A 25,977-nucleotide genomic window follows, 5' to 3' on the forward strand; every position below is an offset into this window, starting at 1 on the left:
CGCACGCCCATTTCGGGACCTCGGGTGCGCACGGGTATGTACCACCGTCGTGCTGCCGTGATCCCGGTCAGTGGACGGACGTGATCTTCGCTACGCCCGTTTTCCTGCGGTAAAGCGCGTTCTCAGCCACTTCATGGCTGCTTCACAGGCAGTGCGGCAAATGTGGTCGCATGATCCACTCCGCACCCGGGGGCCCGGCCGCACGATGACCACGACCGAGATCGCACCCGCCCCCGCGGCGGCCCCGGCGCGGGCGGCCCACCTGTACCAGCTCGACCTGTACCGCGTGATCACCTTCGCCCTGGTGATTCTCATGCACGTGCTGGGGGCTACGACCTTCCCGCAGGACGTCGTGTCCGACGCGCTCGAGACGCCGCTGCACCTCACGCGCGAAGCGTTCTTCGCGCTGACGACGTTCGTGCTCGTGTTCTCCTACCGCTCGCGCCCGCCGCGGCCGATGGCGTTCTGGCGCCGGCGGGTGCCGCTGGTCGCGGTGCCGTACGTCGTCTGGTCGGTGCTCTACTGGGGCTATTCGCTGCTCACCGCCGAGCAGCCCGTCGGCTCCGTCGCCGCGGCGCTGCGCGCGCTCGGGATCGAGATCGCGAACGGCACGGCGTGGTACCACCTGTACTTCCTGCTCGTGACGCTGCAGGTGTACCTGCTCTTCCCGGTGCTGATGAAGCTGGTGCGCACGCTGGAGCGCCGGCCGTGGCTCGTGCTGGGGATCTCCGGGGCGGTGCAGATCGCGGTCACGTGTTTCCTGAGCTACCCGCCCGAAGGCGTGGAGTACTCGACCGTCAGCCGGTTCTTCACGACGCTGCTGCCCTACCAGTTCTACTCGGTGCTCGGCGCCGTCGCGGCCGTGCACTTCGAGGCCGTGCAGGCGTGGGTGCGGCGGCACCGGTGGTTCGTCGCCGGCGGGCTGGTGGTCACCCTCGCCGTGGCCGAGACGGGCTACTTCGTGAGTGTCCACAACGGACTGTGGCCGGAGCTCGCGAGCGACGCGTTCCGGCCCTACCTCGTGCCGTGGTGCGTCGCGGCCATCGCGGGCCTTTTCCTGGTGGGCACGCGCTGGGCCGAGGCAGGCCGGCGCGGTGGCCGTGTGGTGTCGTGGGCGGTGGACCGGTCGTTCGCGATCTTCCTGACGCACCCGCTCGCCTTGGCTCTGCTGCGCCCCTTGATCGCCTTTGTCGGCGACGGAGTGGGGGCGCCGTGGACGACCGTGGTCGTCTACCCGGCCACGGTCGCGCTGACGCTGGTGATCGTCGAAGTGCTGCGGCGGCTGCCGTGGAGCAAGGCGCTGACGGGCCGGCCGCCCCTGGAGCTCAAGCGGGCGGCCGCCACCGCCGCCGCTTAGGCAACGGGGCGGCGTAGGAACCCGCGCGGCTGGTCGTGAGACCCAGCGCCACCAGGGATTCGGCCAGCCGCACGGCCGCGGCGACGCCGTCGACCACGGGCACGTCGAGTGCGGCGGAGAGCTACGGGGCGAGGCTCGTCATGCCGGCTGTCCTCGATGAGCCCGCACGTGCGGTCGAGGGTGGTCACCACGCCGCAGCGGCGGCCCAGCAGGCACGCGAAGTGCGCGGCGGCCTCGGTGATGTCGACGACCGGCACGTCGAGCAGCTCCCGCGCTCCTTCGCGGCTGCACGCGATGGTGCCGGCCGGACCCTCCGCCGACGCGCCGACCGCGGTCTTCGAGCCGCGCGGGAGCCGCTCGCTCGTCCTGGGCGCTGGTGCGGCCGCGCGTGGCCGGCCGTGGCCGCAACCCACCCGCGAGATCGCTTGAAGGCGATCTCGCACGCCCTGCCGAAGGCGGGGCCAAATTACTGGCCTGAGCCGAGCATCCCGGTCCACGTCTCGACGAACGCCGGGAACGTTTTCCCCACCGTGGCGGGGTTTTCGACGTGGATGCCGGGCACGCGCAGGCCCAGCACGGCCGCGGCCATGACCAGGCGGTGGTCGTCGTAGGTGCGGAAGACGCCGCCGTGCAGCGGGGCCGGCGTGATGCGCAGGCCGTCGTCCGTTTCGGACACGTCGCCACCCAGCGCCGACAGCTCCGTGGCCAGCGCGGTGATCCGGTCGGTCTCGTGGCCGCGCAGGTGCGCGACGCCGCTGATCACCGACGGGCCGTCGGCGAAGCAGAGCAGCGCGGCGACCACCGGGGTCAGCTCGCCGACCTCGTGCAGGTCGAGCTCGACCCCCGGGATGCGCGAGCCGCCGGTGACGGCGAGGCCGCCGTCCTCGAGCCGGACCGACGCGCCGAGCGCGGGCAGGAAGCTCCGCAGCCAGTCGCCCGGCTGGGTCGTGGTGCTCGGCCAGCCCGCGACGCGCACGGTGCCGCCCGCGGCCACGGCGGCGGCCACGAAGGGCGCGGCCGTGGACAGGTCCGGCTCCACGACGTACTCGGGGCACGACAGCTTCGCCGGCGCGACGTGGAACTCCGCGCCTTCGCGCTCCACGGTGGCGCCGAAGCGGTGCAGCATGTCGAGCGTCATCGCGATGTGCGGCTCGCTCGGTGGCGCGTCGCCGACCAGACGCACGGTCACGCCGCGGTCGAAGGCGGGACCGGCCAGCAGCAGCGCGGAGAGGAACTGGCTCGACGCCGACGAGTCGAGGTCGACCGTGCCGCCGCGGACCCCGCCGTCGCCGTGGACGGTGAAGGGCGGGGCGCCGCGGCCGTCATCGTCGATGCGCACGCCGAGGCGGCGCAACGCGGCCAGCAGCGGGCCGATCGGGCGGCGGCGGATGGCCTCGTCGCCGTCGAAGAGCACGGGGGAGTCGCCGAGCGCGGCGAGCGCCGGCGTGAAGCGGGCGACGGTGCCGGCGTTGCCGAGGGTGACCTCCACCGGCTCGCCGTGGCTGCTGCCGGTCGTGCCGAGCGGGTAGACGAGGAAACCGTCGGCGGTCTCCTCCGACCGCGCGCCCAGCGAGGCCAGCGCGCCGAGCATGAGCCGCGTGTCGCGCGAGTCGAGCGGCACGCGCACCCGCGTGGGTGCGCCCGCGAGCGCGGCCAGCACGTAGGCGCGGTTCGTGATCGACTTCGAGCCCGGGACGCGCACCCGCGCGTCGAGTGCCGCCGCCGCGACCGGCGCGGCCCAGTGGTTTTCGTGCGCATCCGTCACGCACCGAAGCCTAGCGTGGTGGTCCCCGTGATCGACGCCGCGCCGTGAACGGGCGCGAACGCGCGGATCGGCGTGCGTGCGATATGCTGGCGGCCCGTGGGACATCAGTCGCGGGCTACCAAGTTTGTCTTTGTCACCGGAGGCGTCGCCTCCTCTCTCGGTAAGGGTTTGACGGCCTCGAGCCTCGGCCAGCTCCTTACCGCACGCGGGCTTCGCGTCACGATGCAGAAGCTCGACCCCTATCTCAATGTCGACCCCGGGACGATGAACCCGTTCCAGCACGGTGAGGTGTTCGTCACCGACGACGGTGCGGAGACGGACCTCGACATCGGGCACTACGAGCGGTTCCTCGATCGGGACCTCGACGGCAAGGCCAACGTCACGACCGGCCAGGTCTACTCGGAGGTCATCGCCAAGGAACGCCGCGGCGAGTACCTCGGCGACACGGTTCAGGTCATCCCGCACATCACGGACGAGATCAAGTCGCGCATCACCGCCGCGGCCGGTCCGGACGAGCACGGGAACACCCCGGACGTGGTCATCACCGAGGTCGGCGGCACGGTCGGCGACATCGAGTCGCTGCCGTTCCTCGAGGCGTGCCGCCAGGTGCGCCACGACGTCGGGCGGGACCACTGCTTCTTCCTGCACGTGTCGCTCGTGCCCTACCTCGCGCCGTCGGGTGAGCTCAAGACCAAGCCGACCCAGCACTCCGTGGCCGCGCTGCGCAACATCGGCATCCAGCCCGACGCGCTGGTCTGCCGGGCCGACCGGGAGATCCCCGAGGACCTCAAGCGCAAGATCGGCCTGATGTGCGACGTCGACTCGGAGGCGGTCATCGCCTGCCCGGACGCACGCTCGATCTACGACATCCCCAAGGTGCTGCACGGCGAGGCGCTCGACGCCTACGTGGTGCGCCGCCTGGGCCTGCCGTTCCGCGACGTCGACTGGACGGTGTGGGGCGACCTGCTCAACCGGGTGCACAACCCGAGCGAGACGGTGCGGATCGCCGTGGTGGGCAAGTACATCGACCTGCCCGACGCGTACCTGTCGGTCACGGAGGCCTTGCGCGCGGGCGGGTTCGCCCATCGCGCCAAGGTCGAGATCGTGTGGGTCGCCTCGGACGACGCGCAGACCGCGTCGGGCGCCGCTTCGGTGCTGTCCGATGTGGACGGCGTGCTGATCCCCGGCGGGTTCGGCATCCGCGGCATCGAGGGCAAGGTCGGCGCGATCGAGTACGCGCGCACGCGTGGCGTGCCGCTGCTCGGGCTGTGTCTCGGCCTGCAGTGCATGGTCATCGAGGGCGCGCGGCACCTGGCGGGCATCGCGGACGCCAACTCGGCGGAATTCGACGAGAACACCGAGCACGCGGTGATCTCGACGATGGCCGACCAGCGCGACGTGGTCGCGGGCGAGCGCGACATGGGCGGCACGATGCGCCTGGGCGCGTACCCGGCGAAGCTCAAGCCGGGTTCGCAGGTCGCGAAGGCCTACGGCAGCACCGAGGTCTCCGAGCGCCACCGCCACCGTTACGAGGTCAACAACACCTACCGCAAGCAGCTCTCCGACGCCGGGCTCGTCTTCTCCGGCACCTCGCCCGACGACCGCCTGGTCGAGTTCGTGGAGCTGCCGGCCGACGTGCACCCGTTCTTCGTCGGCACGCAGGCGCACCCGGAGCTCAAGAGCCGCCCGACGCGGCCGCACCCGCTCTTCAGCGCGTTCGTGAAGGCCGTGGTGGACCGCAAGGTCGCCGAGCGGCTGCCGGTGGAGCTCGCCGAGGCGCCCGTGGCGGCCCGGTGACCGAGCCCGGCAAGCACGAGTTCTCGGTCGCCGGCAGCCAGGTCGTCCACATCGGACGCGTCGTCGGCCTGCGGGTCGACGACGTGGTGATGCCCGGCGGCGAGACGGCGAAGCGCGAGGTCGTGGAGCACCTCGGTGCCGTCGCGATCCTCACGCTCGACGCCGAGGACGCGGTCACGATGGTCCACCAGTACCGGCACCCGCTCGGGCACCGGTTGTGGGAGCTGCCGGCCGGCCTGATCGACAAGCCGGGGGAGGACCCCGTCGACGCGGCGAAGCGCGAGCTCGTGGAAGAGGTCGGGCTGGCGGCGGGCGAGTGGTCGACGCTCGTGGACGTGGCCGCCTCGCCCGGGTTCACCGACGAGGTCGTGCGCGTGTTCCTCGCGCGCGGTCTGTCCGAAGTGGACCGTGAGGTGCTCGGCGAGGAGGAGGCCGACCTCGTCGTGAAGAAGTTCCCGCTCGCCGAAGCCGTCGCCATGGCGCTCTCGGGTGAGCTGGTGAACGGCGCGACCGTCTCGGGTGTGCTGGCCGCGCACGCGGTGCTCACCGGCGCGGCGAAGGCCCGTCCGGCCGACGCGCCGTGGCGCGACCGGCCCACCCGTTTCGCCCGGCGCCGAGCGGAAGGCTGATCTGCCCGTCCGTGCCCGCCGCGCGTCGGCGGGCACGGACGGCCCGGCCGCCTAGAGTGTGACCCCGTGACGGGCACGGGCAGGACCGCGGTGGGCGACGTGATCGCCGCGTACCTGGACCACCTCGTGGTCGAGCGCGGCACCGCCCGCAACACGCTCGACAGCTACGCCCGCGACCTGCGCCGCTACGCCGCGCACCTCGCCGCCGCGGACGTCACGCGGTTCCCGGCCGTGACCCCGGCGCACGTCACGTCGTTCGGCGCGGCCTTGCGCGAAGGCGACGAGGAGCACCGGCCGCTCGCCGCGTCCTCGGCCGCGCGGGCGCTGGTCGCCGTGCGCGGGCTGCACAAGTTCGCCCACGCCGACGGCATCACCGAGCACGACCCCGCCCGCGAGGTCCGCCCGCCCGCGGCGGCGAAGCGGCTGCCCAAGGCGCTGCCCGTGACCGATGTCCTCAAGCTGCTCGAGACCCCGCCGCCCGACGGCGAGCGCGCGCTGCGCGACCGGGCGCTGCTCGAGCTGCTCTACTCCACCGGCGCCCGGATCTCCGAAGCCGTCGGGCTCGACGTGGACGACGTCGACGACACCGACCGCACGGTGCTGCTCGATGGCAAGGGCGGCAAACAGCGGCTCGTCCCGATCGGCCGCCCCGCGGTGGAGGCGCTCCACGCGTACCTCGTGCGGGCGCGCCCGGTGCTCGCGGCGCACGGGCGCGGCACGTCCGCGATGTTCCTCAACGTGCGCGGCAGCAGGCTTTCCCGGCAGAGCGCGTGGCAGGTCCTCAAAGACACCGCCGAACGCGCGGGGATCACCGCCGACGTCTCGCCGCACACCCTGCGCCACTCGTTCGCCACGCACCTGCTCGAAGGCGGCGCCGACGTGCGCGTGGTGCAGGAGCTGCTGGGCCACGCCTCGGTGACGACGACGCAGGTCTACACGCTCGTCACGGTCAACACGCTGCGCGAGGTCTACGCCACTGCGCACCCGCGCGCACTGGGCTGAACCGGCCTCAGGGCATCAGCCACCAGTGGTGACTTCGCGCGACCGGCCCGGCGCGGCGCTTTGCCGGGGCTCCGACTCCCCGCATAGGCTGCCCGGGACCGCCGAAACAAGGAGCTTTCCCGCCATGTCGACACCGAACCAGCCGGAGCGCCCGGCCGCGTCCGCCGGTTCGGCCGCGGCGAACCTCTCCCAGGCGAAGATCGCCACCCCCGCGAACCACGACGGCGACGAGTCCGAAAGCCCGCGCCTGAGCCGCGCCGAGAGAGCCCGGGCGCGCGCCAAGGAGCGCGAAGAGAGCGGCATCGGCCCCACCGGACGGCCGCTGCGCGAGATCCCCGAACCGGCGCCGCTGGACCACCACGGCCCGGCCAAGGTACTCGCCATGTGCAACCAGAAGGGCGGCGTCGGCAAGACCACGTCGACCATCAACCTGGGCGCGGCGCTCGCCGAGTGCGGGCGCCGGGTGCTGCTCGTGGACTTCGACCCGCAGGGCGCCCTGTCGGTGGGTCTCGGCATCCAGCCGCACGAGCTGGACCAGACCGTCTACAACGTCATCATGGAGCGCTCCGTCGGCATCGAGGACGTGCTCCGCAAAACCCGCGTCGACGGCGTTGACCTGCTGCCGAGCAACATCGACCTGTCCGCGGCGGAGGTCCAGCTCGTCGCAGAGGTAGGGCGCGAACACACGTTGTTACGGGTCCTTCGTCCGGTCATGAACGACTACGACTATGTTCTTGTCGACTGCCAGCCCTCGCTCGGCCTGTTGACGGTGAACGCATTGACCGCCGCGGACGGTGTGATCATCCCCCTGGAGTGCGAGTTCTTCAGTCTGCGAGGCGTCGCGCTCCTGATCGACACGATCGAGAAGGTGCAGGAACGCCTCAACCCCAAATTGGACATCACGGGGATTCTCGCCACGATGTACGACCCGAGAACCCTGCACTCGAAGGAGGTCATGGCTCGCGTGGTGGAGGCATTCGGCGACATCGTGTTCGACACGGTGATCAACCGCACCGTGCGGTTCCCCGAGACGACGGTCGCGGGTGAGCCGATCACGACCTGGGCCCCCAAGTCGGCCGGCGCGGCAGCCTATCGCGCGTTGGCTCGCGAGGTGATCGCTCGGTGAGCAGGCGCGCTTCCCTGCCCGGAGCGTCGGAACTCTTCCGCCTCACCTCCAGTCCTGCCAGCCCGGCAATCGAGCGCCCGGCGGCGCCTGCCCCGGCCGAACCGCTCCCGAAGAAGAGCGCGGACGCCGACCAGCTCAGCCGCGCCGCCGCGCGCAGCGGCTCCGGCCGCACGAAGCACGACGCGAAGATCACCGTGTACGTCTCGGGTGACGAGCTGCTCGCGATGGAGCAGACCCGACTGAACCTGCGGGCCAAGCACAACCTCGTGGTCGACCGCGGCCGCCTGGTGCGCGAGGCCGTGGCGGTGCTGATCGCGGACTTCGACCAGCGCGGCGAGGATTCGGTGCTGGTCCAGCGATTGCAGGCGATGGAAGAAGAAGGCGGAACCGAGGGCTGATGGACGAACCGGCATCGGCCGAGCAGCCGGAGCCGGACGCCGCGGCCCCGGGTACCGAGACGCCGATCCAGCACCAGACTCCGAGCCCGGACGAAACTTCGGGTCGGAGCGAGACGGCGGGTCAGGGCGAAAGTGCGGGTCAGGGCGAGAGTCCGGACCCGGAAGAGGCGCCGGGCCAGGAGGAGAAGCCGGTCGAGCACGAGACCGTGCACGGCGGGACGATCCCGGCGGCCTACGCCGAGGAGCTCAGCACCTCGAAGTTCAAGGTGCGCCTGAAGAACTTCGAGGGGCCGTTCGACCTGCTACTGCAGCTGATCTCGCAGCACCAGCTCGACGTCACCGAGGTCGCGCTGCACACGGTCACCGACGACTTCATCGCCTACACGCGCGCCCTCGGGTCCGACTGGAACCTCGACGAGACCACGGAGTTCCTGGTCATCGCCGCGACCCTGCTGGACCTCAAGGCCGCGCGGCTGCTGCCCTCGGCGGAGGTGGAGAACGAGGACGACCTCGCGCTCCTGGAGGCCCGCGACCTGCTCTTCGCGCGCGTGCTGCAGTACCGCGCGTACAAGCAGGTGGCGGCGCTGTTCGGCGAGCTGGAGCAGGGCGCGCTGCGGCGCTACCCGCGCTCGGTGGCGCTGGAGGAGCGCTACGTCGGGCTGCTGCCCGAGGTGATGCTCGGCGTGACGCCGGAGAAGTTCGCGGACATCGCCGTCTCGGTCTTCAAGCCGAAGCCGAAGCCGACGGTGTCGCTCGCGCACCTGCACATGGGCCGGGTGTCCGTGCGCGAGCACGCGGCGCTGCTGCGGCTCAAGCTCGCCGAGGTGGGACAGGCCACGTTCAAGGAGCTCGTGGAGGACTGCGAGCACACCGTGGAGATCGTCGCGCGGTTCCTCGCGCTGCTGGAGCTGTACCGCGAGTCGACGGTGCAGTTCGAGCAGCTCGAGGCGCTCGCCGAGCTCCACGTGCGCTGGACCGGCGGCAGCGTCGCGGAGGCCTCGGTCGCCGCGGACCACGACCGCGCGGCGGCCGACGAAGAGGAGTACGGGTGAGCACCGAAGACGACCGCGCGCCGGCCGTGGAAGCGATCGACCTCGACGAGGTCGTGCCGACGGAGACGTCGGTGGCCGAGCCGGCCGAACCCGGTGCCGCGCCGGAGGAGTCGCAGGAAGAGTCGCCGCAGGAGGGCGTGGCCGAGGCTTCGTCCAGCGTGCTCGGCGAAGCGGCCGAAGGCGACAGCACGCCTGAGGAGGCTGAGGCGAGCGAGGTTGAGGCCGAGCCTGATGCCGTTGAGGCGATCGAGGGCGAGGCCGCCACCGGGTCTGATACCGCTGAGGCGGGTGAGGCGCTCCCAGAGCCCGAGCCGGCTGAGCTGAGCGACGGGCCGGGAACCGACTCCGACGCCGAGACCCCCGAGAGCCCTGGAACCCCCGAGACTTCCGAGGCCAGCGAGCAGGCCGAACCCGCGCCGGCGGAGGACGAAGACCTCGTCGCCGCCGGGGACGCGAGTGACCTGCCCGATGTGACGTCCGACGAAGCGCTGGAGGCCGCGCTCGAGGCGCTGCTGCTCGTCGTCGACTCGCCGGCGGGTGAGCAAATGCTGGCCGAGACCGTGGAGCAGCCGGTGGCGCGGGTCACCGTCGCGCTGCGGACGATGGCGCAGCGGCTCACCGAGCGGGGCAGCGGGATCGACCTGCGGCGCGTCGGTGAGGGGTGGCGGTTCTACACTAGGGACACGTACGCCCCGTTCGTGGAGAAGCTCCTGCTCGACGGCCAGCGGTCGAAGCTGACCCGGGCCGCGCTGGAGAGCCTCGCCGTGATCGCGTACCGGCAGCCGGTGACCAGGGCCAGGGTCGCCGCGGTGCGCGGGGTCAACGTCGACGGCGTGATCCGCACCCTGCTGGCCCGCGGCCTCATCGAAGAGATGGGGACCGACCCCGAGACGACGGGCACGCTGTACGTGACGACCGAGCTGTTCCTGGAGCGACTGGGGCTGTCGTCGCTGAACGACCTGCCCCCGATCGCTCCGCTGCTACCCGAAGTGGACACCATCGATGACATCTGACCAGCACCCCGACGGCGTCCGGCTGCAGAAGGTCCTCTCCCAGGCCGGCATCGCCTCGCGGCGCGCGGCCGAGGACCTGATCGTGGAGGGCCGGGTGGAGGTGGACGGCCAGATCGTCACCGAGCTGGGCCGCCGCGTCGACCCGGTCGAGGCCGTGATCCACGTCGACGGCACGCGCGTGAACCTGCGCGACGACCTCGTGTACCTCGCCTTCAACAAGCCCAAGGGCGTGCACTCGACGATGTCGGACGACCGCGGCCGCCCGTGCGTCGGCGACTACCTGCGCGGCCGCTGGGAGGAGACCCCCGGCGTCGTCCACGTGGGCCGGCTCGACGAGAACACCGAAGGCCTGCTGCTGCTCACCAACGACGGCGACCTCGGCCACCGGCTGATGCACCCGTCGTACAACGTGCTCAAGACCTACTTCGCCGAGGTCGAGGGGCTCGTGCCGCGCGGGCTCGGCAAGGAGCTGCGCGCGGGCTGGGAGCTGCCCGACGGGATCGTGAAGGTCGACCAGTTCCGCGTGAAGGACATGCACTCCGGCCGGAGCATGATCGAGCTCGTGATCCACGAGGGCCGCAAGCACATCGTGCGCCGGCTCATGGCCTCGACCGGGCACCCCGTGCGCAAGCTCGTGCGCACGGCGATCGGCGACGTGCAGCTGGGCGCCCAGCGCCCCGGCACGATCCGCCGGCTCAACCGCGGTGAGGTCGGCTCCCTGTACCGCAACGTCGACCTGTAAGCCGTTCGGGGGTTTCCCGCTCCGGTCCCCACTTTCCGCCCTGGCGCACCGCGTCCGCGTCCTCCTAGCTTGATCGAATTCGGCGAGACGGCTGGAGGGGACGCAGGATGCGGGTGTTCAGAGGGCTGTGCGCGGCGGTGGTCGTGGCCGCGGGGCTCGTGGTTCCGGTGCAGGCGGCGTCGGCGGCGCAACGACCCGCCGTCGGCTCCGAACCCGTGTACGACTTCGCCGGCGCGATCCGCGAAACGGCGTGGGTCGACGTCGGGCGCGACGGGGACGGCGACGGCAAACCCGACCGCGTGGCCGCCGACATCGTGCGGCCGGCCGAACCCGCGGCGCAGGGCCGCAAGATCCCCGTGATCATGGACGCCAGCCCGTACTACTCCTCGCTCGGGCGTGGCAACGAGAGCGAGTTCAAGACCTACGACCAGCAGGGCCGTCCGGTCGGGTTCCCGCTGTACTACGACAACTACTTCGTGCCGCGCGGCTACGCGGTCGTGCTCGTGGACCTGGCCGGCACCAACCGGTCCACCGGCTGCGTCGACGTCGGCGGCGCGTCCGACGTGCAGTCGGCGAAGAAGGTCGTCGACTGGCTCAACGGGCGCGCCACCGGCTACAGCGCGAAATCCGGCGGAAGCAAGGTCGCGGCGAGCTGGAGCGACGGCGGCGTCGGCATGATCGGCAAGTCCTACGACGGCACCATCGCCAACGGCGTGGCCGCCACGGGCGTCGCCGGGCTGAAGACGATCGTCCCCATCTCCGCGATCAGCTCCTGGTACGACTACTACCGTTCCGACGGCGCGTCGTTCGGCTTCGACCCGGACGGGCTGGCCGAGACCGTCGAGACGCGCAACGGCGGCCAGGACTGCTCGGCGCAGAACGCGAAGCTCGCCAAGGGCGCCACCGCCAACGGCGACTACGGCCCGTTCTGGGCCGAGCGCGACTACGCGGCGCAGGCGAAGAACGTGCACGCGAGCGTGTTCGTCTCGCACGGCGTGAACGACCTGAACGTGAAGACGATCAACTTCGGCCAGTGGTGGGACGCGCTCGGGAAAGCCGGTGTGCAGCGCAAGATCTGGCTCGCGCAGACCGGCCACGTCGACCCGTTCGACTACCGCCGCGCCGAGTGGGTGGACACGCTGCACCAGTGGTTCGACCACTACCTGATGGGCGTCGACAACGGCATCGAGACGCAGCCGATGGCGACTGTCGAGCGGCAGCCGGACCAGTGGGCCGACCAGTCCTCGTACCCGGCGGCGGGCGTGAAGGCGACCACGCTGCGCCCGCACGCCGGCGCCACCGCGGGTGTCGGCACGCTGAGCACGGCGGCGACGTCGGGCACGGCGTCGTTCACCGACAACCTCGACGGCAGCGAGAACGGCTGGGCGGCCACCCCGTCGGCGACCTCGCCCAACCGCGTGCTCTACAGCACCGGCTCGCTTTCCACGCCGTTGCAGGTTTCGGGCACGTCGTCGATCACCGTCACGGCCACGCCGAGCACGTCGTCGGCCCGGCTCTCGGCGATGCTGGTGGACTACGGGCCCGCCAGCATCCGCAACTACTCCGCGGGCGGCGAGGGCATCAAGACCGGCACCACCGAGACGTGCTGGGGCTCCACCGCGCCCGGCGACGACGCTTGTTACAAAGTGACCAGCGCCGACACCACGAACGTCGGCTTCACGGTGATCAGCCGCGGCTGGGCGGACCTGGCGAACTACCGGTCGCTGAGCAAGGAGTCGCCGCTCACGCCCGGCAAGCCGTACACGATGACCTTCCGGCTGGCGACCACCGACCACGTCGTGCCCGCGAGCCACACGCTGGCGCTCGTCATCGGCGGCACCGACGCCGACTTCATCACGGGCCCGGCGAAGGGCCCGAAGCTGACGATCGACCTCGCGAAGACGTCGGTGCAGGTGCCACTGGTGGGCACCGCACCGGCCGGCCCGGGTGCGGCGTTGCCGCGCACCGCCCTGTCGTCGGTGGCGAACCGGCCGCAGCTCGACCTGCGCTGATGGGTTGGTGAGCGGTGACGCCGGTTTCTCGCCGGCGCCACCGCTCACGAGTCAGGCGGTGGCTTCCGTCCGCTGCTCGCGCGGTTTGCGTTGCAGCGCCCGGGCCACCGGCTCCACGATCCGCGCCGCCGTGGGGCCGAGGATCGCCATGAGCAGGACGTAGGCGGTGGCCAGGGCGGCGAGCTCGCCGTCGACCGCGCCGGCGGTGACGGCGAGGCCGGCGATCACGATGGAGAACTCGCCGCGCGCCACCAGGGCCGCGCCGGCGCGGGCGCGGCCCAGTTTGCCGATGCCCTGTCTTCGCGCGGCCCACCAGCCCGTGCCGACCTTGGTCAGCGTGGTCACCAACGCCAGCACCACGGCCCAGCCGAGCACCGGCGGGATCGACGCCGGGTCGGTGTTCAGGCCGAACACCACGAAGAACACCGCCGCGAACAGGTCGCGCAGGGGTTCGAGCAGGCGCGTGGCGTTGTGGGCTGTCGAGCCGGACACGGCGATGCCGAGCAGGAACGCGCCGACGGCGGCCGAGACCTGCATCGCCGACGCGAGGCCCGCGACGAGCAGTGCGGCGCCGAGGATCTTGAGCAGGAACACCTCACGGTCGTCGCTGTCCACGATCGCGGAGACGTAGCGGCCGAACTTCAGCGCGATCACCAGCACCACGGTGATCACCAGCAACGAGATACCGACCGCTTCGAGGCCGCCGAGGAAGCTGACGCCGCCGAGGATCGCGGTGAGGATCGGCAGGTACAGCGCCATCACGAGGTCCTCGAACACGAGGATCGACAGCACCACCGGCGTTTCGCGGTTACCGAGGCGGCCGAGGTCGCCGAGCACCTTCGCGACGATGCCGGACGAGGAGATGTAGGTGACGCCCGCCATCACGATCGCGCCGATCGGGCCCCAGCCCAGCAGCAGCGCCACGGCCGCGCCGGGCAGCGCGTTGAGCACGATGTCGAGCAGGCCCGCCGTCCACGAGCGGCGCAGGCCCGTGAACAGCTCCGCCGCCGAGTACTCCAGCCCTAGCAGCAGGAGCAGCAGCACCACGCCGATCTCGCTGGCCAGGTGCGTGAAGTCGCCGATGTCGGTGAGCGGGATGAGGCCGCCGGAGCCGAAGCACAGGCCGCCGAGCAGGTAGAGCGGGATGGGGGAGAGCCCGATCCGGCCGGCGAGCCTGCCCAGCACGCCGAGCACGAAGAAGACCCCGCCGAGTTCGATCAGGGACAGCGCGGTGTGGTCCATCAGCCTTGCTTGAGGATTTTGGCGGCGGCGTCCAGACCTTCGGACGTCCCGACCGCGACCAGCAGGTCGCCCGCGGTGAAGGTGAAGTCGGGTGTCGGCGACGGGTGCACCTGGCCCGCGCGCGCCACCGCGACCACCGACACGCTGGTGCGGGTGCGCATCGCCGTGTCGCCGAGTGTGCGGCCGTCGAACAGCCCGTCCTCGGTGATCGGCAGCTGGCGCGTGTGGATGCCGGGCAGTTCGCGGTGCTCTTCGGTGAGCTGTGCGACGAGCTGCGGCGCGCCGAGCAGGTTGGCCAGCGCGCCGGCCTCGTCCGCGGTGAGCGGCAGCGAGGCGAGGCAGGCGTCGACGTCGTCGGCCTTGGACACGATCAGCTCGATCTTGCCGTCCCGCTGGGTCACGACGCCGATGCGCCGTCCCGCACGCGTGGCGAAGTCCTTCCGGACACCGATTCCGGGCAGGGGAGTCACTTCCACGTTCACACCGGCCACGGTAGCCCACTGTCCGATTCGCGAGGCTCAGGCGAGCTCCGGCAGCCGACTGGTCACGACCGCCGCGTGCGTCGCCGACCGTGGTGGCCCTGGTGAAATTCCCGCCCCGAACAGGTCTGGAGCACCCCGGCCGGGCTCACCTAGGGTTCCCCGTGGTGGGAGGAGGCCGCGATGGCCGAGTTCGCACGCGACCGCGTCACCGCGAACGGGATCACGTTCGAGTACCTCGAGGCCGGTGAGGGCCCGCTCGCGTTGTGCATGCACGGGTTCCCGGACACGCCCTTCACCTACCGCCACCTGCTGCCCGCGCTCGCCGCGGCCGGGTTCCACGCGGTCGCGCCCTTCGTGCGCGGGTTCGCGCCGACGGAACTGCCGCCGCTGCGCCACTTCGTGCACTCCAGCGTGATGGTCGCCGACCAGATCGCGCTGACGCGGGCGCTCGGCGGTGGTCCGGACGCGCTGCTGGTGGCGCACGACTGGGGCGCGGTCGGGGCGTGGGGCGCGCTCGGGCGCGCTCCCGAGCTGTGGGGCCGCGCGGTGATCCTCAACATCCCGCCGTTCGAGATCTTCGGCGAGAACCTGGGCACCTACGCGCAGATCAAGCGCAGCTTCTACTTCTGGTACTTCCAGATGCAGCGGGTGATCGAGGACCGGATCCGCCAGGACGACTTCGCCTTCATCCGCGACATCTGGGGAGACTGGTCTCCCGGTTACCCGGCCGACGAAGACCTGGGCTACCTCCGGGCCGCGCTCGCCGATCCCGACCACCTGCACGCCGCACTGGGCTACTACTGGGGCCAGTTCGACCCGACGCGCTTCGGCACCCCCGAGTGGATCGCCGAGCAGGCGGCGGCGTGGGGTGGCAGCGCGCCCCAGCCGCTGCTCTACCTGCACGGCACCAACGACGGTTGCCACGGCATGACCGCGGCCCAGGTCGAGCGGGTGAAGGAGTTCGGCGGGCCGGGCTCCGAGTCGGAGCTGATCGAGGGCGTCGGCCACTTCATGCTCGTCGAGCGGCCGAAGGAGCTCAACGACCGCATCAGCGGCTGGCTGGACCGCACCCGCTGACCGGCCGCGGTCAGGCGAGTTCGAGCAGGAGTGTCGCCACGACCATCACGGCCGCCGTCGCGCCGTGGACGGAGAACGCGATCGCCCGGCTTCCCTTGTGGCGCAGGATGATCAGCATGTCGCCGGCGGGGATGAACGCCTCGGCGAGCAGGATCCAGCCGAGGACGTGCGGGCCGCCCGCGAGCATGGCCGCGCCCACCACCAGCCCGGACGCGATGTCACGCACGCCTTTGATGTGGAAGAACGCCGTCGTGCCGGTCGGGATCGTGGCGAGGCCGAAGCCGGCGGCGGTCTTCTCCGGCGCCAGCAGGTAACTCAGCCCCACGTAGACGATGCCGATCGCGACGATTCCGGCGATGACGTAGGCGGCGACGAGCACGGGGCCCTCCAGTAAATCTAGCGGTGCTAGGAACTGGGCCGACGCTAACTTAATGCCGCTAGATTGTCTAGCTGTGCTAGTGACACTGCCCATGGCCGGTCGTGCTGGTGTCGCGCTCCGGCGGCTGAGCGGCCCGGCCTGGCGCGTTTGTCGGACGGGTTGCCCGACCCGGGCGAACACCCCGGCAGAGCCGCCTCACCGGCTGTGCCGGGCGGCGGGCAGAATGAACGCCGATCACGCAACGCCGATCGAACACGGCACGACGAACGCGAGGAGAGTTTCGGTGACGGGAGCCCTACGTGGTGTGGTCGCGCTGGACGGCCCGTCGGGAACCGGCAAGACCACGGTCGCGCGCAAGCTCGCCGACCGGCTCGGCGCGGGCTACCTCGACACCGGCGCGATGTACCGGCTCGTGACGCTCGCCGTGCTGCGCGCGGGCACCGACCCGGCCGACACCGACGCCGTCGGTCACCTCGCCCACGACGTGCGCTTCAGCATCGGCACCAGCCCCGAGCGGCCCGAGGTGCGCCTCGGCGACGAAGACGTGGCCGCCGACATCCGCGGGCCAGAGGTCACGCAGGCCGTGTCCGCCGTCTCCGCGGTGCCGCAGGTGCGCGAGCTGCTCGTGGCCCGCCAGCGCCGGATCATCGCCGACGTGCTGGCCGACACCGGGGGCATCGTCGTGGAAGGCCGGGACATCGGCACGGTCGTGGCGCCCGAGTCGCCGCTCAAGGTCTACCTCACGGCGTCGGCAGACGTCCGCGCCGCGCGCCGCAGCGGGCAGGACAGCGCCGCCGGGCGCGTGACGAGCGTCGAGGCCGCCCGCCAGTCCGTCGAACGCCGCGATCGCCTCGACTCCACGCGCACGACGTCGCCGTTGCGCGCGGCCGCGGACGCCGTGCCGGTCGACACCTCGGAGCTGTCCATCGACCAGGTGATCGTCGCGCTGTCCGAGCTGGCCTGCCGCCGCGGCCTGCTCGACGACTGCCCCGCCGGAGCCGAGGCCGAGGCGCGCGCATGACCGGTGGCGCTCTCCCCGAGGGTGCGATCGGCCTCCTGCACGACGCCGGTCGGGTCTTCGGGCGGTACCATCTGCGGTCGGTCTTCCGGATCCGCGTGCACGGGCGCGACCGGATGCCCGACGCCGGCCCGGTCGTGGTGATCGCCAACCACAGCTCCATGATCGAGCCGCAGCTGATTTTCGGAATGCTGCCGCGGCGTTCGGCGTTCCTGGTCAAGGCCGAGATGTTCAAGGGCGCGGCGGGATGGTTCCTGCGGGCGATCGGCCAGATCCCGGTCAAGCGGGGCGAGATCGACCGCACCCCGCTGATGACGGCGGTCGGCGTGCTGAAGGCCGGCGGGGTCGTCGGCATCTTCCCCGAGGGCACCCGGGGCGCCGGAGACGTCGGCGTGGCCGAGAAGGGCGCGGCCTGGCTGGTCCGTGCCTCCGGGGCGACCGTGCTGCCGGTCGCGACGCGGGGCACGCTGAGGCCCGCGGACGGGAAGCGGCGCTGGCGCCCGCGCGTGGACATCCTCGTGGGGGAGCCGTTCACGCCGAAGGTGGGCCCGGGCCGGAGCGGCCTGGAAGAGGGCACCGAGGAGCTGCGCCTGCAGCTCGCGGGGCTCGTGAAGACTTTGGACGATTGGCGCGCCGAGAACCGAATCGGCTCGCCGTAGGTGAAGTGGGAACACGATGACAGGGTTTGACGGCGCCACTGACGCTGGGTTCGAAGGTGCCGGAGAGATCGACGGCACCTGGTCCGACGAGACCGAGTTCGCCGCGCTCGACGCGCAGATCGAGGCGGAGGGCGCCGCCGAGCAGGCGAACCTCGCGCAGCCGGTGCTGGCCGTGGTGGGCAGGCCCAACGTGGGCAAGTCCACGCTGGTCAACCGCATCCTCGGCCGGCGCGAGGCCGTGGTGCAGGACGTGCCGGGCGTGACCCGCGACCGCGTCGCCTACGACGCCTACTGGGGCGGCCGGCGGTTCACGCTCGTCGACACCGGCGGCTGGGAGCCCGACGCGACCGGCCTGCAGGCCTCCGTGGCCGCGCAGGCGGAGATCGCGATGCAGACGGCCGACGCCGTACTGCTCGTGCTCGACGCGTCCGTGGGCGCCACGGCCACCGACGAGGCCGTGGCCCGCGTGCTGCGGCGCTCGAAGAAGCCGGTGCTGCTGGCCGCCAACAAGGTGGACGACGACCGGCTGCTCGCCGACACGGCGTCGCTGTGGCGCCTCGGCCTGGGCGAACCGCACCCGGTCAGCGCGCTGCACGGGCGCAGCTCGGGCGACCTGCTCGACGCCATCATCGAGGCCCTGCCCACCGCGCCGCGCGAAGCCGGCACCGTGAGCACCGGCCCGCGCCGCGTCGCGCTCGTCGGCAAGCCGAACGTGGGCAAGTCGAGCCTGCTCAACAAGCTCTCGGGCGAGCAGCGCTCGGTGGTCGACTCGGTCGCCGGCACCACCGTCGACCCGGTCGACTCGCTGGTCGACCTCGACGGCGAGACCTGGCGGTTCGTGGACACGGCGGGGCTGCGCAAGCGCGTGAACTCCGCCAACGGCGCCGAGTACTACGCCTCCCTGCGCACCAAGACGGCGATCGACGCGGCCGAGGTCGCGATCGTGATGCTCGACGCCGCCGAGCCGCTGTCCGAGCAGGACCTGCGGGTGCTCACGATGGTCGTCGAGGCGGGCCGCTCGCTCGTGCTCGCCTTCAACAAGTGGGACCTCGTGGACGAGGACCGCCGCCACGCGATGGTGCGCGAGCTCGACCGCGGCCTGGTCCGCGTGCCGTGGGCGGAGAAGGTGAACATCTCCGCGCTCACCGGCCGGTCCGTGCGCAAGCTCGCGCCGGCACTGCGGACGGCGCTGAAGTCGTGGGACCAGCGCGTGCCCACCGGTCAGCTCAACGGGTGGCTCTCCGACCTCATCGCGGCCACGCCGCCGCCGGTGCGCAGCGGCAAGCAGCCGAAGGTGCTCTTCGCCACGCAGGCCGGCATCCGCCCGCCGACGCTCGTTCTTTTCACCACCGGGTTCCTCGAGGCCGGTTACCGGCGGTTCATCGAACGCAAGTTCCGCGAGCGCTTCGGCTTCGAGGGCAGCCCCGTGCGGGTGAACGTGCGCGTGCGCGAGAAGAAGGCGAAACCCAAGGTCGGCGGCAAGGCCGCCAAAACTCGCTGACGTCGCCGGACGCTGATCGGGACGCGGTTCGGACGCGCCGGGGGAGTTCGCTTCCCCGGCGCGTTTTCGCGCTCTGTCACCGAGTCTGGAACCGGTGACGTCCGACACTCGACCGTGACCCTTGCGCTATCTGACGTTCACCTCCGCGTATCGTGGATGGCTGCACCGGGCGCCTCATTCGGAGAGCCAGCCCGAATGACGCTCGCGGAAGGTGAGTGATGGGCTTGCGCCCCCTCAGTACGACTTCTTACGGCCTTTTTTCGACACCCGCGGCTACGCGGCGTGACGGGGTGGCCCGGTGACTCTCACCGCCGACCACGCCCCCACCACCGACCTCGTCCCTGTCCCCGACGACGCGAGCGCCGCTCTGACGTGCGTCGCCGAGGTGACCCACGCTCCCTCCGACGCGCCGGTCACCGACCGCGCCCTGTTCTGGTCCGGCCTCGGCGCCAGCGAGCGCACGCTGCTCCAGATCCTCACGGAGACGGCCGAGCAGCACCCCAACGCCGCCGCCATCGACGACGGCACCACCACCCTGACCTACCGCCGGCTGCTCGAGGAGATCGAGACCTACGGCCGCCGCCTGCGGGCCCACGGCATCGGCCTCGGCGACCGCGTCGGCGTCCGCGTCTCGTCCGGCACGGCCGAGCTCTACGTCGCGATCCTCGCCACCCTGTCCGTCGGCGCCGCCTATGTGCCGGTCGACGCGGACGACCCCGAAGAGCGTGCGGAGCTCGTGTTCGGCGAAGCCGGTGTGGCCGCGATCGTCACCGACGGCACCATCACCGTCGCCGGCACCCCGGGCGACCGCGACGGCCGCCCCGGCCCGGCCGACGACGCGTGGATCATCTTCACCTCCGGCTCCACCGGCAAGCCCAAGGGCGTTGCCGTCACGCACGCCTCGGCCGCGGCCTTCGTGGACGCCGAGGCGCAGCTGTTCCTCACCGAGGAACCCGTCGGCCCCGGCGACCGCGTGCTCGCGGGCCTGAGCGTCGCGTTCGACGCCTCCTGCGAGGAGATGTGGCTCGCGTGGCGCCACGGCGCCTGCCTGGTGCCCGCGCCGCGCGCCCTGGTGCGCACCGGCGTCGACCTCGGCCCCTGGCTGGTCGCGCAGCGCATCAGCGTCGTCTCCACCGTGCCGACGCTGGCCGCGCTGTGGCCCGCCGACGCGCTCGAGGACGTGCGCCTGCTCATCTTCGGCGGCGAAGCGTGCCCGCCGGAGCTGGCCGAGCGCGTGGCCGTGGAAGGCCGCGAAGTCTGGAACACCTACGGCCCCACCGAGGCCACCGTCGTCGCCTGTGCCGCGCAGATGACCGGTGAAGGCCCGGTGCGCATCGGCCTGCCGCTCGCGGGCTGGCAGCTGGCCGTGGTCAACGAGGCGGGTGACCCGGTCGCCATGGGCGAGACCGGTGAGCTCGTGATCGGCGGCGTCGGTCTCGCGCGCTACCTCGACGCGGAGAAGGACGCGCAGAAGTTCGCGCCGCTGCCCTCGCTGGGCTGGCAGCGCGCCTACCGCAGCGGCGACATGGTCCGCGCCGAGCACGAGGGCCTGCTGTTCCTCGGCCGGCTCGACGAGCAGGTGAAGCTCGGCGGCCGCCGCATCGAGCTGGGCGAGGTCGACGCCGCGCTGCAGTCGCTGCCCGGCGTGCAGGGCGCGGCCGCCGCGGTCCGCCGCACCAAGGCCGGCAACCAGGTCCTCGTGGGTTACGTCGTGCCGAGCGCCGGCGCCACCTTCGACTCGGACGACGCCGCCACCCGGCTGCGCGAGCAGCTCCCGGCCGCGCTCGTGCCGCTGCTCGCGGTGATCGACGACCTGCCCACGCGCACCTCGGGCAAGGTCGACCGTGCCGCACTGCCGTGGCCGCTGTCCACTGTGGACGCCGGAGCCGCCGGCCTGTCCGCCACCGAGGCGTGGCTGGCCGAAGGCTGGTCGGAGATCCTCGGCGTGTCCGTGACGGACCCGAAGGCCGACTTCTTCACCCACGGCGGCGGCAGCCTCACGGCCGCGCAGCTCATCGCGCGCATCCGCACCCGCCACCCCGAGGTGTCGGTCAACGACATCTACCAGTACCCGAAGCTCGGGTCGCTGGCCACGATGCTCGACAAGCTCAGCGGCCAGGAGACCGAACGCCGCGACATCGCGCCGACGCCGCGCCGCGCGGGCGTGATCCAGACGCTGCTGATGCTCCCGCTCATGGGCCTCGTCGGCCTGCGCTGGGCGACGCTCGCCGCGGTGGCCTCGAACGTGCTGTCGCTGCTCGGGGTCACCTGGGCGCCGACGCTGAACTGGGCGTGGCTCGTGCTCGCGTGGCTGGTGCTGTTCAGCCCGGCCGGCCGCATCGCGATCGCCGCGGGCGGTGCGCGCGTGCTGCTGTCGGGCGTGCGCCCGGGCAGCTACCCGCGTGGCGGCAGTGTGCACCTGCGCCTGTGGACGGCCGAGAAGCTCGCGGAGTTCAGCGGCGCGGACAGCGTCGCCGGTGCTTCGTGGATGACCACGTATGCCAAGGCGCTCGGTGCCCGGGTCGCCAACGACGTGGACCTGCACTCGCCGCCGCCGGTCACCGGCTTCCTGAAGCTGGGTCGCGGTGCCGCCGTGGAACCCGAGGTGGACCTGACCGGACACTGGGTCGACGGCGACCTCGTGCACATCGGCAAGATCCGGATCGGCGCGGAGGCCCGCATCGGTTCGCGCAGCACCCTGTTCCCGGGCGCCCGCGTCGGCAAGGGCGCGGAAATCGCCGCCGGGTCGACCGTGCGCGGCGCCGTGCCCGCCGGGCAGCGCTGGGCGGGTTCGCCCGCGGCCCACTCGGGCAAGGACGCCAAGGACGCGCTGAAGTGGCCGGCCAGCCGCCCGCCGCGGTCGCGGTTCTGGGCGACCGTGTACGGCCTGACATCGGTCGTGCTCGGCTACCTGCCGGGCATCGCGGCACTGCCGGGCGTGGCCGTGCTGGGCGCCGCGCTCTGGGGTGCGCCGACGCTGGGCGCCGCCGTGACGCAGGCCCTGATCTTCACCCCGGTCGCGACCGTCGCCTACTTCCTCACCTACGCGCTGCTCGTGCTGGCCGGCGTACGGCTGCTAGGCGTCGGCATGGTCGAGGGTTACCACCCGGTCCACGGCCGCGTCGCGTGGCAGGTGTGGGCCACCGAGCGCCTCATGGGCATGGCCCGCGAAGGTCTGTTCCCCTTGTACGCCAGCCTGTTCACGCCGGTGTGGCTGCGCCTGCTCGGCGCGAAGGTCGGCCGCAACGTCGAGGCGTCGACCGTGCTCGCGCTGCCGAAGATGACGAAGGTCGACAGCGGCGCGTTCCTCGCCGACGACACGATGGTCGCGACCTACGAGCTGGGCCACGGCTGGCTGCACGTCGCCCCGGCGCGCATCGGCAAGCAGGCGTTCCTGGGCAACTCGGGCATGACCGCGCCGGGCCGTTCGGTGCCCAAGCGCGGCCTCGTGGGCGTGCTGTCCTCGACGCCGCTGAAGGCCAAGAAGGGCTCGTCCTACCTCGGCATGCCGCCGCTCCCGGTCCGCCGGGCGATCGGCGACGCCGACACCAGCCGCACCTACACCCCGGCGCTGCACCTCAAGGCCGCGCGGGCGTTCGTGGAGCTGCTCCGGATCGTGCCGGTGATGTGCGGGGTCGCCCTCACCGTGGGCGTCGCGTTCTCGCTGCTGGCGATCGCTTCGCTCTACGGCTTCGGCATCGCCGCGCTGCTGGCCGGGCCGGTGCTGCTGGCCGCCGGTGTCGTCGCCGCGCTCACCGCGACCGTGGTGAAGTGGCTGCTGGTCGGGAAGTTCCGCGCGATCGAGCACCCGTTGTGGAGCTCCTTCGTGTGGCGCAATGAGCTGGCCGACACCTTCGTCGAGACGCTCGCCGTGCCGTGGCTGATCGGTTCGGTCGGCGGCACGCCGCTGCTCACTGCCTGGCTGCGCACCATGGGTGTGAAGATCGGGCGCGGCGTGTGGCTGGAGACGTACTGGCTGCCGGAGTCGGACCTCGTCCGCCTCGGCGACGGCGCGACGATCAACCGCGGCTGCGTGGTGCAGACGCACCTGTTCCACGACCGGATCATGAGCATGTCCCGGGTGGAGCTCGACGAGGGCGCCACGCTCGGCCCGCACGGCATCGTGCTGCCGGGCGCGAGCATCGGCGCGCGCACCACCGTGGGCCCGGGTTCGCTCGTCACGCGTGGCGACGCGGTACCGGCCGACACGCGCTGGCTCGGCAACCCGATCTCGACCTGGCGTCGGTGAGCCCGGAACCGTTGCGGCGTGTCAAGATCCGCGCGATCCTGCTGGAACAAGACCACCTCACGGAAAGCGGGGTTCTGCTCGGGTGACCTCGAAGGCTGCCGCGCCGGCACCGGGCGCGGAAACCTCCGCAGATTCGTACCTCCCCGGTCACGGCAACGGCGGCTACCACGTCCGCCACTACGACCTGGACCTCGACTACCGCGTCGGGCCCAACCGGCTCAGCGGTACCGCGGGGCTCACCTGCGTGGCGACGCAGGCTCTGTCGCGGCTGACGCTCGACCTCGGCGAGTTCCGCGTCTCGCGGGTGCTCGTCGACGGCCGGCCGGCGAAGTTCGTCCGGCATGGGCTGAAGCTCCAGGTGAAGCCCGCCAGGTCGATGGCGGCCGGCACGGAGTTCCGTGTCGAGGTCCGCTACGTCGGCAACCCGCGGCCGGTGCCGAGCCGCTGGGGCGACATCGGGTGGGACGAACTCACCGACGGCGCGCTCGTCGCGAGTCAGCCGATCGGCGCTCCGTCGTGGTTCCCGTGCAACGACCACCCGGCGGACAAGGCGACCTACCGCGTCACGGTGACGACCTCGTCGTCGTACCTGGTCGCGGTGACGGGGAACCTCGTGTCGCGCTACCAGTCGGCGAGCACCGCGACCTGGGTGTTCGAGCGGCCGGAGCCGACGGCGACCTACCTGATGAGCGTGCAGGTCGGGCGCTACGACGACGTCGAGCTCGTGGCCGGTCCCGGCGCGGGCTGGTTCTCGCACCCCGAGGCGCGATCGTTCCGGCTGCGCCTCGGGTTCGGACGCGCCAGCGCCGTCGAGTCCGTGGTGTCGACCGTGCCGCAGCGGGCCGCGGTGCCGCCGCGGCTGCGCAGGGCGTTCGCGCGCGACTTCGGCCGCCAGGGCCGGATGATGGACGTGCTGCAGCGCCTGTTCGGGCCGTACCCGTTCGGTGAGTACGTGGTGGTCGTGACCGACGACGCGCTGGACGACCCGATCGAGGCGCAGGGGATGTCCATCTTCGGCGCCAACCACGTCGACGGTCGGCGCACCTACGAGCGCCTGGTGGCGCACGAGCTCGCGCACCAGTGGTTCGGCAACAGCCTCACCGTCGCCGACTGGCGCCACATCTGGCTCAACGAGGGCTTCGCGACGTACGCGGAGTGGCTGTGGTCGGAGGAGTCCGGCGGCCAGTCGGCCGACTCGCTGGCGCGGATGTGGCACACGCGCATGCGGGCCAAGCCGGCCGACGTCCGCATCAGCGATCCGGGTGTGGGGCGGATGTTCGACGAGCGCGTGTACAAACGCGGCGCGCTCACGCTGCACGCCCTGCGCGGCGAGATCGGCGACCCCGCGTTCTTCGCGCTTGTCAAGGCGTGGACCGCCGAGCACCGCCACGCCACGGTGAGCACCGAGGAGTTCGTCGCCTCCGCCGAGGCCTACGCGGCTCGCTCGCTGCGGCCGTTCTTCACGGCCTGGCTGGAGACACCCGCGTTGCCGGAGCTGTAACCGGTTCCCCCGCGCGAGCCGGGGCGGGCAGAATGGCGGCCTGATGAAGGGGGCGTCCATGACGTGGCCGCAGCAGCCCGGTCCGCCACGGCGAAGTGGCGCCGGCGCGTGGGTGGCGTTCGGCGCGGTGGTGGTGGTCGTGGTCGCCTTCGGGGTGACCGCGTTCGTCGCGCCGGGGTTCCTCCGCCCGACGCGCACGGTGGCGGGCGTGGGGCAGGTCGTGCCGGGCGCTTCCGTAGCGGCTCCGCCGTCTTCGGACGCTGCTCCGCCCTCGGCGGGCGACGGGCCGCCCGTCTCCATCCCGGCCGCGCGTACGCCGGAGCCGCACCGCCCGCAGCCGCTGGCTGACCCGTCAAGCTGCAGCTACCCGGCCGACCCGAACGGGCCCGCCGCCAAGCCCGCGACGCCGCCCGCCGACGGGCCGCAACCCGCGAGCGGCACCGTGGGCGCGACCTTGGCCACCACGGCCGGGGACATCGGGCTGACGCTGGACCGCGCGCTCGCGCCGTGCACGGTGGCGAGTTTCGTGACGCTGGCCAGGGAGGGCTTCTACACCGGGACCAGCTGCCACCGGCTCGGCACGACCGACCTGCAGATGCTGCAGTGCGGCGACCCGGCCGGCGACGGCACGGGTGGGCCCGGGTACACGGTGCCCGACGAGTTCTTCCCGCAGCTGACCTACGGCCGCGGCCTGGTCGCGCTGGCCAACACGGGCCAGCCCACATCCGGCGGCAGCCAGTTCTTCCTGATGTTCGGCGACACGCCCATCCCGCCGACGTACACGGTGTTCGGCACCGTCTCCGACGCGGGGCTCGGCGTGCTCGACAAGGTCGCGCGCGGCGGGGTGGACACGTCGTCGGCCAGTGCGTACGGCGACGGCACGGGCCGGCCGCGGATCCCGGTCACCTTCACAGCGGTGACGGTCCAGGGCTGACCAAGCCGCAGGAGTATCGGGCGTCGCGATCAACGTCGCGCA

The 25,977-nt window shown here is 72.1% G+C and carries 22 protein-coding genes and 1 pseudogene; 18 read left to right on the plus strand and 5 right to left on the minus strand.

What is annotated here, in order from left to right; all coding sequences use genetic code 11:
• The first annotated feature begins 205 nt into the window (after positions 1-205).
• On the plus strand, positions 206-1,357 hold the full coding sequence (locus QRX50_RS27655) for an acyltransferase (protein ID WP_285966076.1): 1,152 nt from the start codon (positions 206-208) through the stop codon (positions 1,355-1,357).
• On the opposite strand, the pseudogene QRX50_RS27660 reads toward QRX50_RS27655, so the two are convergent.
• Positions 1,326-1,641: pseudogene (locus QRX50_RS27660) on the minus strand (aspartate/glutamate racemase family protein); the annotation flags it as partial. The gene QRX50_RS27655 and the pseudogene QRX50_RS27660 sit on opposite strands and share 32 nt — an antisense overlap.
• On the opposite strand from QRX50_RS27660, the gene QRX50_RS27665 reads away from it, so the two are divergent.
• Entirely contained in the window at positions 1,526-1,786 is a 261-nt protein-coding gene (locus QRX50_RS27665; RefSeq protein ID WP_285974778.1) for a hypothetical protein, read from the plus strand. The pseudogene QRX50_RS27660 and the gene QRX50_RS27665 sit on opposite strands and share 116 nt — an antisense overlap.
• A gap of 37 nt (positions 1,787-1,823) precedes the next feature.
• Here QRX50_RS27665 and aroA read toward each other — a convergent pair whose 3' ends face one another.
• Complete coding sequence (gene aroA / locus QRX50_RS27670) at positions 1,824-3,122, minus strand: 3-phosphoshikimate 1-carboxyvinyltransferase (RefSeq protein ID WP_285966077.1); 1,299 nt, start codon at positions 3,120-3,122, stop codon at positions 1,824-1,826.
• Positions 3,123-3,218: 96 nt separating this feature from the next.
• Here aroA and pyrG point away from each other — a divergent pair, with 96 nt between their 5' ends.
• The 9 genes from pyrG to QRX50_RS27715 all read left to right on the plus strand — a co-directional run bounded on the left by pyrG (position 3,219) and on the right by QRX50_RS27715 (position 12,893).
• On the plus strand, positions 3,219-4,919 hold the full coding sequence (gene pyrG / locus QRX50_RS27675) for a CTP synthase (protein WP_285966078.1): 1,701 nt from the start codon (positions 3,219-3,221) through the stop codon (positions 4,917-4,919).
• Positions 4,916-5,548, plus strand: coding sequence for an NUDIX domain-containing protein (locus tag QRX50_RS27680; protein ID WP_285966079.1), 633 nt, complete (start codon positions 4,916-4,918; stop codon positions 5,546-5,548). The genes pyrG and QRX50_RS27680 overlap by 4 nt, the downstream gene beginning before the upstream one ends.
• Before the next feature lie 99 nt (positions 5,549-5,647).
• A complete protein-coding gene (gene xerD / locus QRX50_RS27685; protein WP_285974578.1) occupies positions 5,648-6,550 on the plus strand; it encodes a site-specific tyrosine recombinase XerD in 903 nt (300 codons plus the stop codon).
• Positions 6,551-6,674: 124 nt separating this feature from the next.
• Positions 6,675-7,676 carry a ParA family protein gene (locus QRX50_RS27690; RefSeq protein WP_285966080.1) on the plus strand — a complete coding sequence of 334 codons (1,002 nt, stop codon included), beginning with the start codon at positions 6,675-6,677 and terminating at the stop codon, positions 7,674-7,676.
• The gene (locus QRX50_RS27695) at positions 7,673-8,074 is read left to right on the plus strand and encodes a cobyrinic acid a,c-diamide synthase (protein WP_285966081.1); all 402 of its coding nucleotides are present in this window, start codon (positions 7,673-7,675) and stop codon (positions 8,072-8,074) included. The genes QRX50_RS27690 and QRX50_RS27695 overlap by 4 nt, the downstream gene beginning before the upstream one ends.
• Positions 8,074-9,126 carry a segregation and condensation protein A gene (locus tag QRX50_RS27700; RefSeq protein WP_285966082.1) on the plus strand — a complete coding sequence of 351 codons (1,053 nt, stop codon included), beginning with the start codon at positions 8,074-8,076 and terminating at the stop codon, positions 9,124-9,126. Before QRX50_RS27695 ends, QRX50_RS27700 begins: the two co-directional genes overlap by 1 nt.
• Complete coding sequence (gene scpB, locus QRX50_RS27705; RefSeq protein WP_434533146.1) at positions 9,123-10,139, plus strand: SMC-Scp complex subunit ScpB; 1,017 nt, start codon at positions 9,123-9,125, stop codon at positions 10,137-10,139. Before QRX50_RS27700 ends, scpB begins: the two co-directional genes overlap by 4 nt.
• A complete protein-coding gene (locus tag QRX50_RS27710) occupies positions 10,129-10,881 on the plus strand; it encodes a pseudouridine synthase (protein ID WP_220241922.1) in 753 nt (250 codons plus the stop codon). The genes scpB and QRX50_RS27710 overlap by 11 nt, the downstream gene beginning before the upstream one ends.
• Before the next feature lie 107 nt (positions 10,882-10,988).
• Positions 10,989-12,893 carry a Xaa-Pro dipeptidyl-peptidase gene (locus QRX50_RS27715; RefSeq protein ID WP_285966083.1) on the plus strand — a complete coding sequence of 635 codons (1,905 nt, stop codon included), beginning with the start codon at positions 10,989-10,991 and terminating at the stop codon, positions 12,891-12,893.
• A 51-nt stretch (positions 12,894-12,944) separates the two neighbouring features.
• On the opposite strand, the gene QRX50_RS27720 is transcribed toward QRX50_RS27715, so the two are convergent.
• Both QRX50_RS27720 and QRX50_RS27725 read right to left on the minus strand, forming a co-directional pair.
• A complete protein-coding gene (locus QRX50_RS27720; protein WP_285966084.1) occupies positions 12,945-14,135 on the minus strand; it encodes a cation:proton antiporter in 1,191 nt (396 codons plus the stop codon).
• Complete coding sequence (locus QRX50_RS27725) at positions 14,135-14,617, minus strand: cation:proton antiporter regulatory subunit (RefSeq protein ID WP_285966085.1); 483 nt, start codon at positions 14,615-14,617, stop codon at positions 14,135-14,137. Before QRX50_RS27725 ends, QRX50_RS27720 begins: the two co-directional genes overlap by 1 nt.
• Before the next feature lie 180 nt (positions 14,618-14,797).
• Between QRX50_RS27725 and QRX50_RS27730 the strand changes: the two genes are divergently transcribed.
• Positions 14,798-15,694: an alpha/beta fold hydrolase gene (locus QRX50_RS27730; protein ID WP_285966086.1), complete on the plus strand. Its 897-nt coding sequence runs from the start codon at positions 14,798-14,800 to the stop codon at positions 15,692-15,694.
• 10 nt (positions 15,695-15,704) lie between these two features.
• Here the strand turns inward: QRX50_RS27730 and QRX50_RS27735 are convergent, their stop codons facing one another.
• Positions 15,705-16,073 (minus strand): DUF4267 domain-containing protein, encoded by a 369-nt coding sequence (locus QRX50_RS27735; protein ID WP_285966087.1) that lies wholly within the window; start codon positions 16,071-16,073, stop codon positions 15,705-15,707.
• A gap of 304 nt (positions 16,074-16,377) precedes the next feature.
• Here QRX50_RS27735 and cmk point away from each other — a divergent pair, with 304 nt between their 5' ends.
• The 6 genes from cmk (at position 16,378) to QRX50_RS27765 (ending at position 25,935) form a co-directional block, all read left to right on the plus strand.
• Positions 16,378-17,094, plus strand: coding sequence for a (d)CMP kinase (cmk, locus tag QRX50_RS27740; protein WP_285974580.1), 717 nt, complete (start codon positions 16,378-16,380; stop codon positions 17,092-17,094).
• Entirely contained in the window at positions 17,091-17,750 is a 660-nt protein-coding gene (locus QRX50_RS27745; protein ID WP_285966088.1) for a lysophospholipid acyltransferase family protein, read from the plus strand. Before cmk ends, QRX50_RS27745 begins: the two co-directional genes overlap by 4 nt.
• A 16-nt stretch (positions 17,751-17,766) precedes the next feature.
• Positions 17,767-19,251, plus strand: coding sequence for a ribosome biogenesis GTPase Der (gene der / locus QRX50_RS27750; RefSeq protein WP_285966089.1), 1,485 nt, complete (start codon positions 17,767-17,769; stop codon positions 19,249-19,251).
• A gap of 298 nt (positions 19,252-19,549) precedes the next feature.
• Positions 19,550-23,500, plus strand: coding sequence for a Pls/PosA family non-ribosomal peptide synthetase (locus tag QRX50_RS27755; RefSeq protein ID WP_434533147.1), 3,951 nt, complete (start codon positions 19,550-19,552; stop codon positions 23,498-23,500).
• Between the two features lie 82 nt (positions 23,501-23,582).
• Entirely contained in the window at positions 23,583-25,001 is a 1,419-nt protein-coding gene (locus QRX50_RS27760) for a M1 family metallopeptidase (protein ID WP_285966090.1), read from the plus strand.
• A 58-nt stretch (positions 25,002-25,059) separates the two neighbouring features.
• Positions 25,060-25,935 (plus strand): peptidylprolyl isomerase, encoded by an 876-nt coding sequence (locus tag QRX50_RS27765; protein ID WP_285966091.1) that lies wholly within the window; start codon positions 25,060-25,062, stop codon positions 25,933-25,935.
• Positions 25,936-25,977: the final 42 nt, after the last annotated feature.

It is taken from the genome of Amycolatopsis sp. 2-15, assembly GCF_030285625.1.
GTDB lineage: Bacteria > Actinomycetota > Actinomycetes > Mycobacteriales > Pseudonocardiaceae > Amycolatopsis > Amycolatopsis carbonis.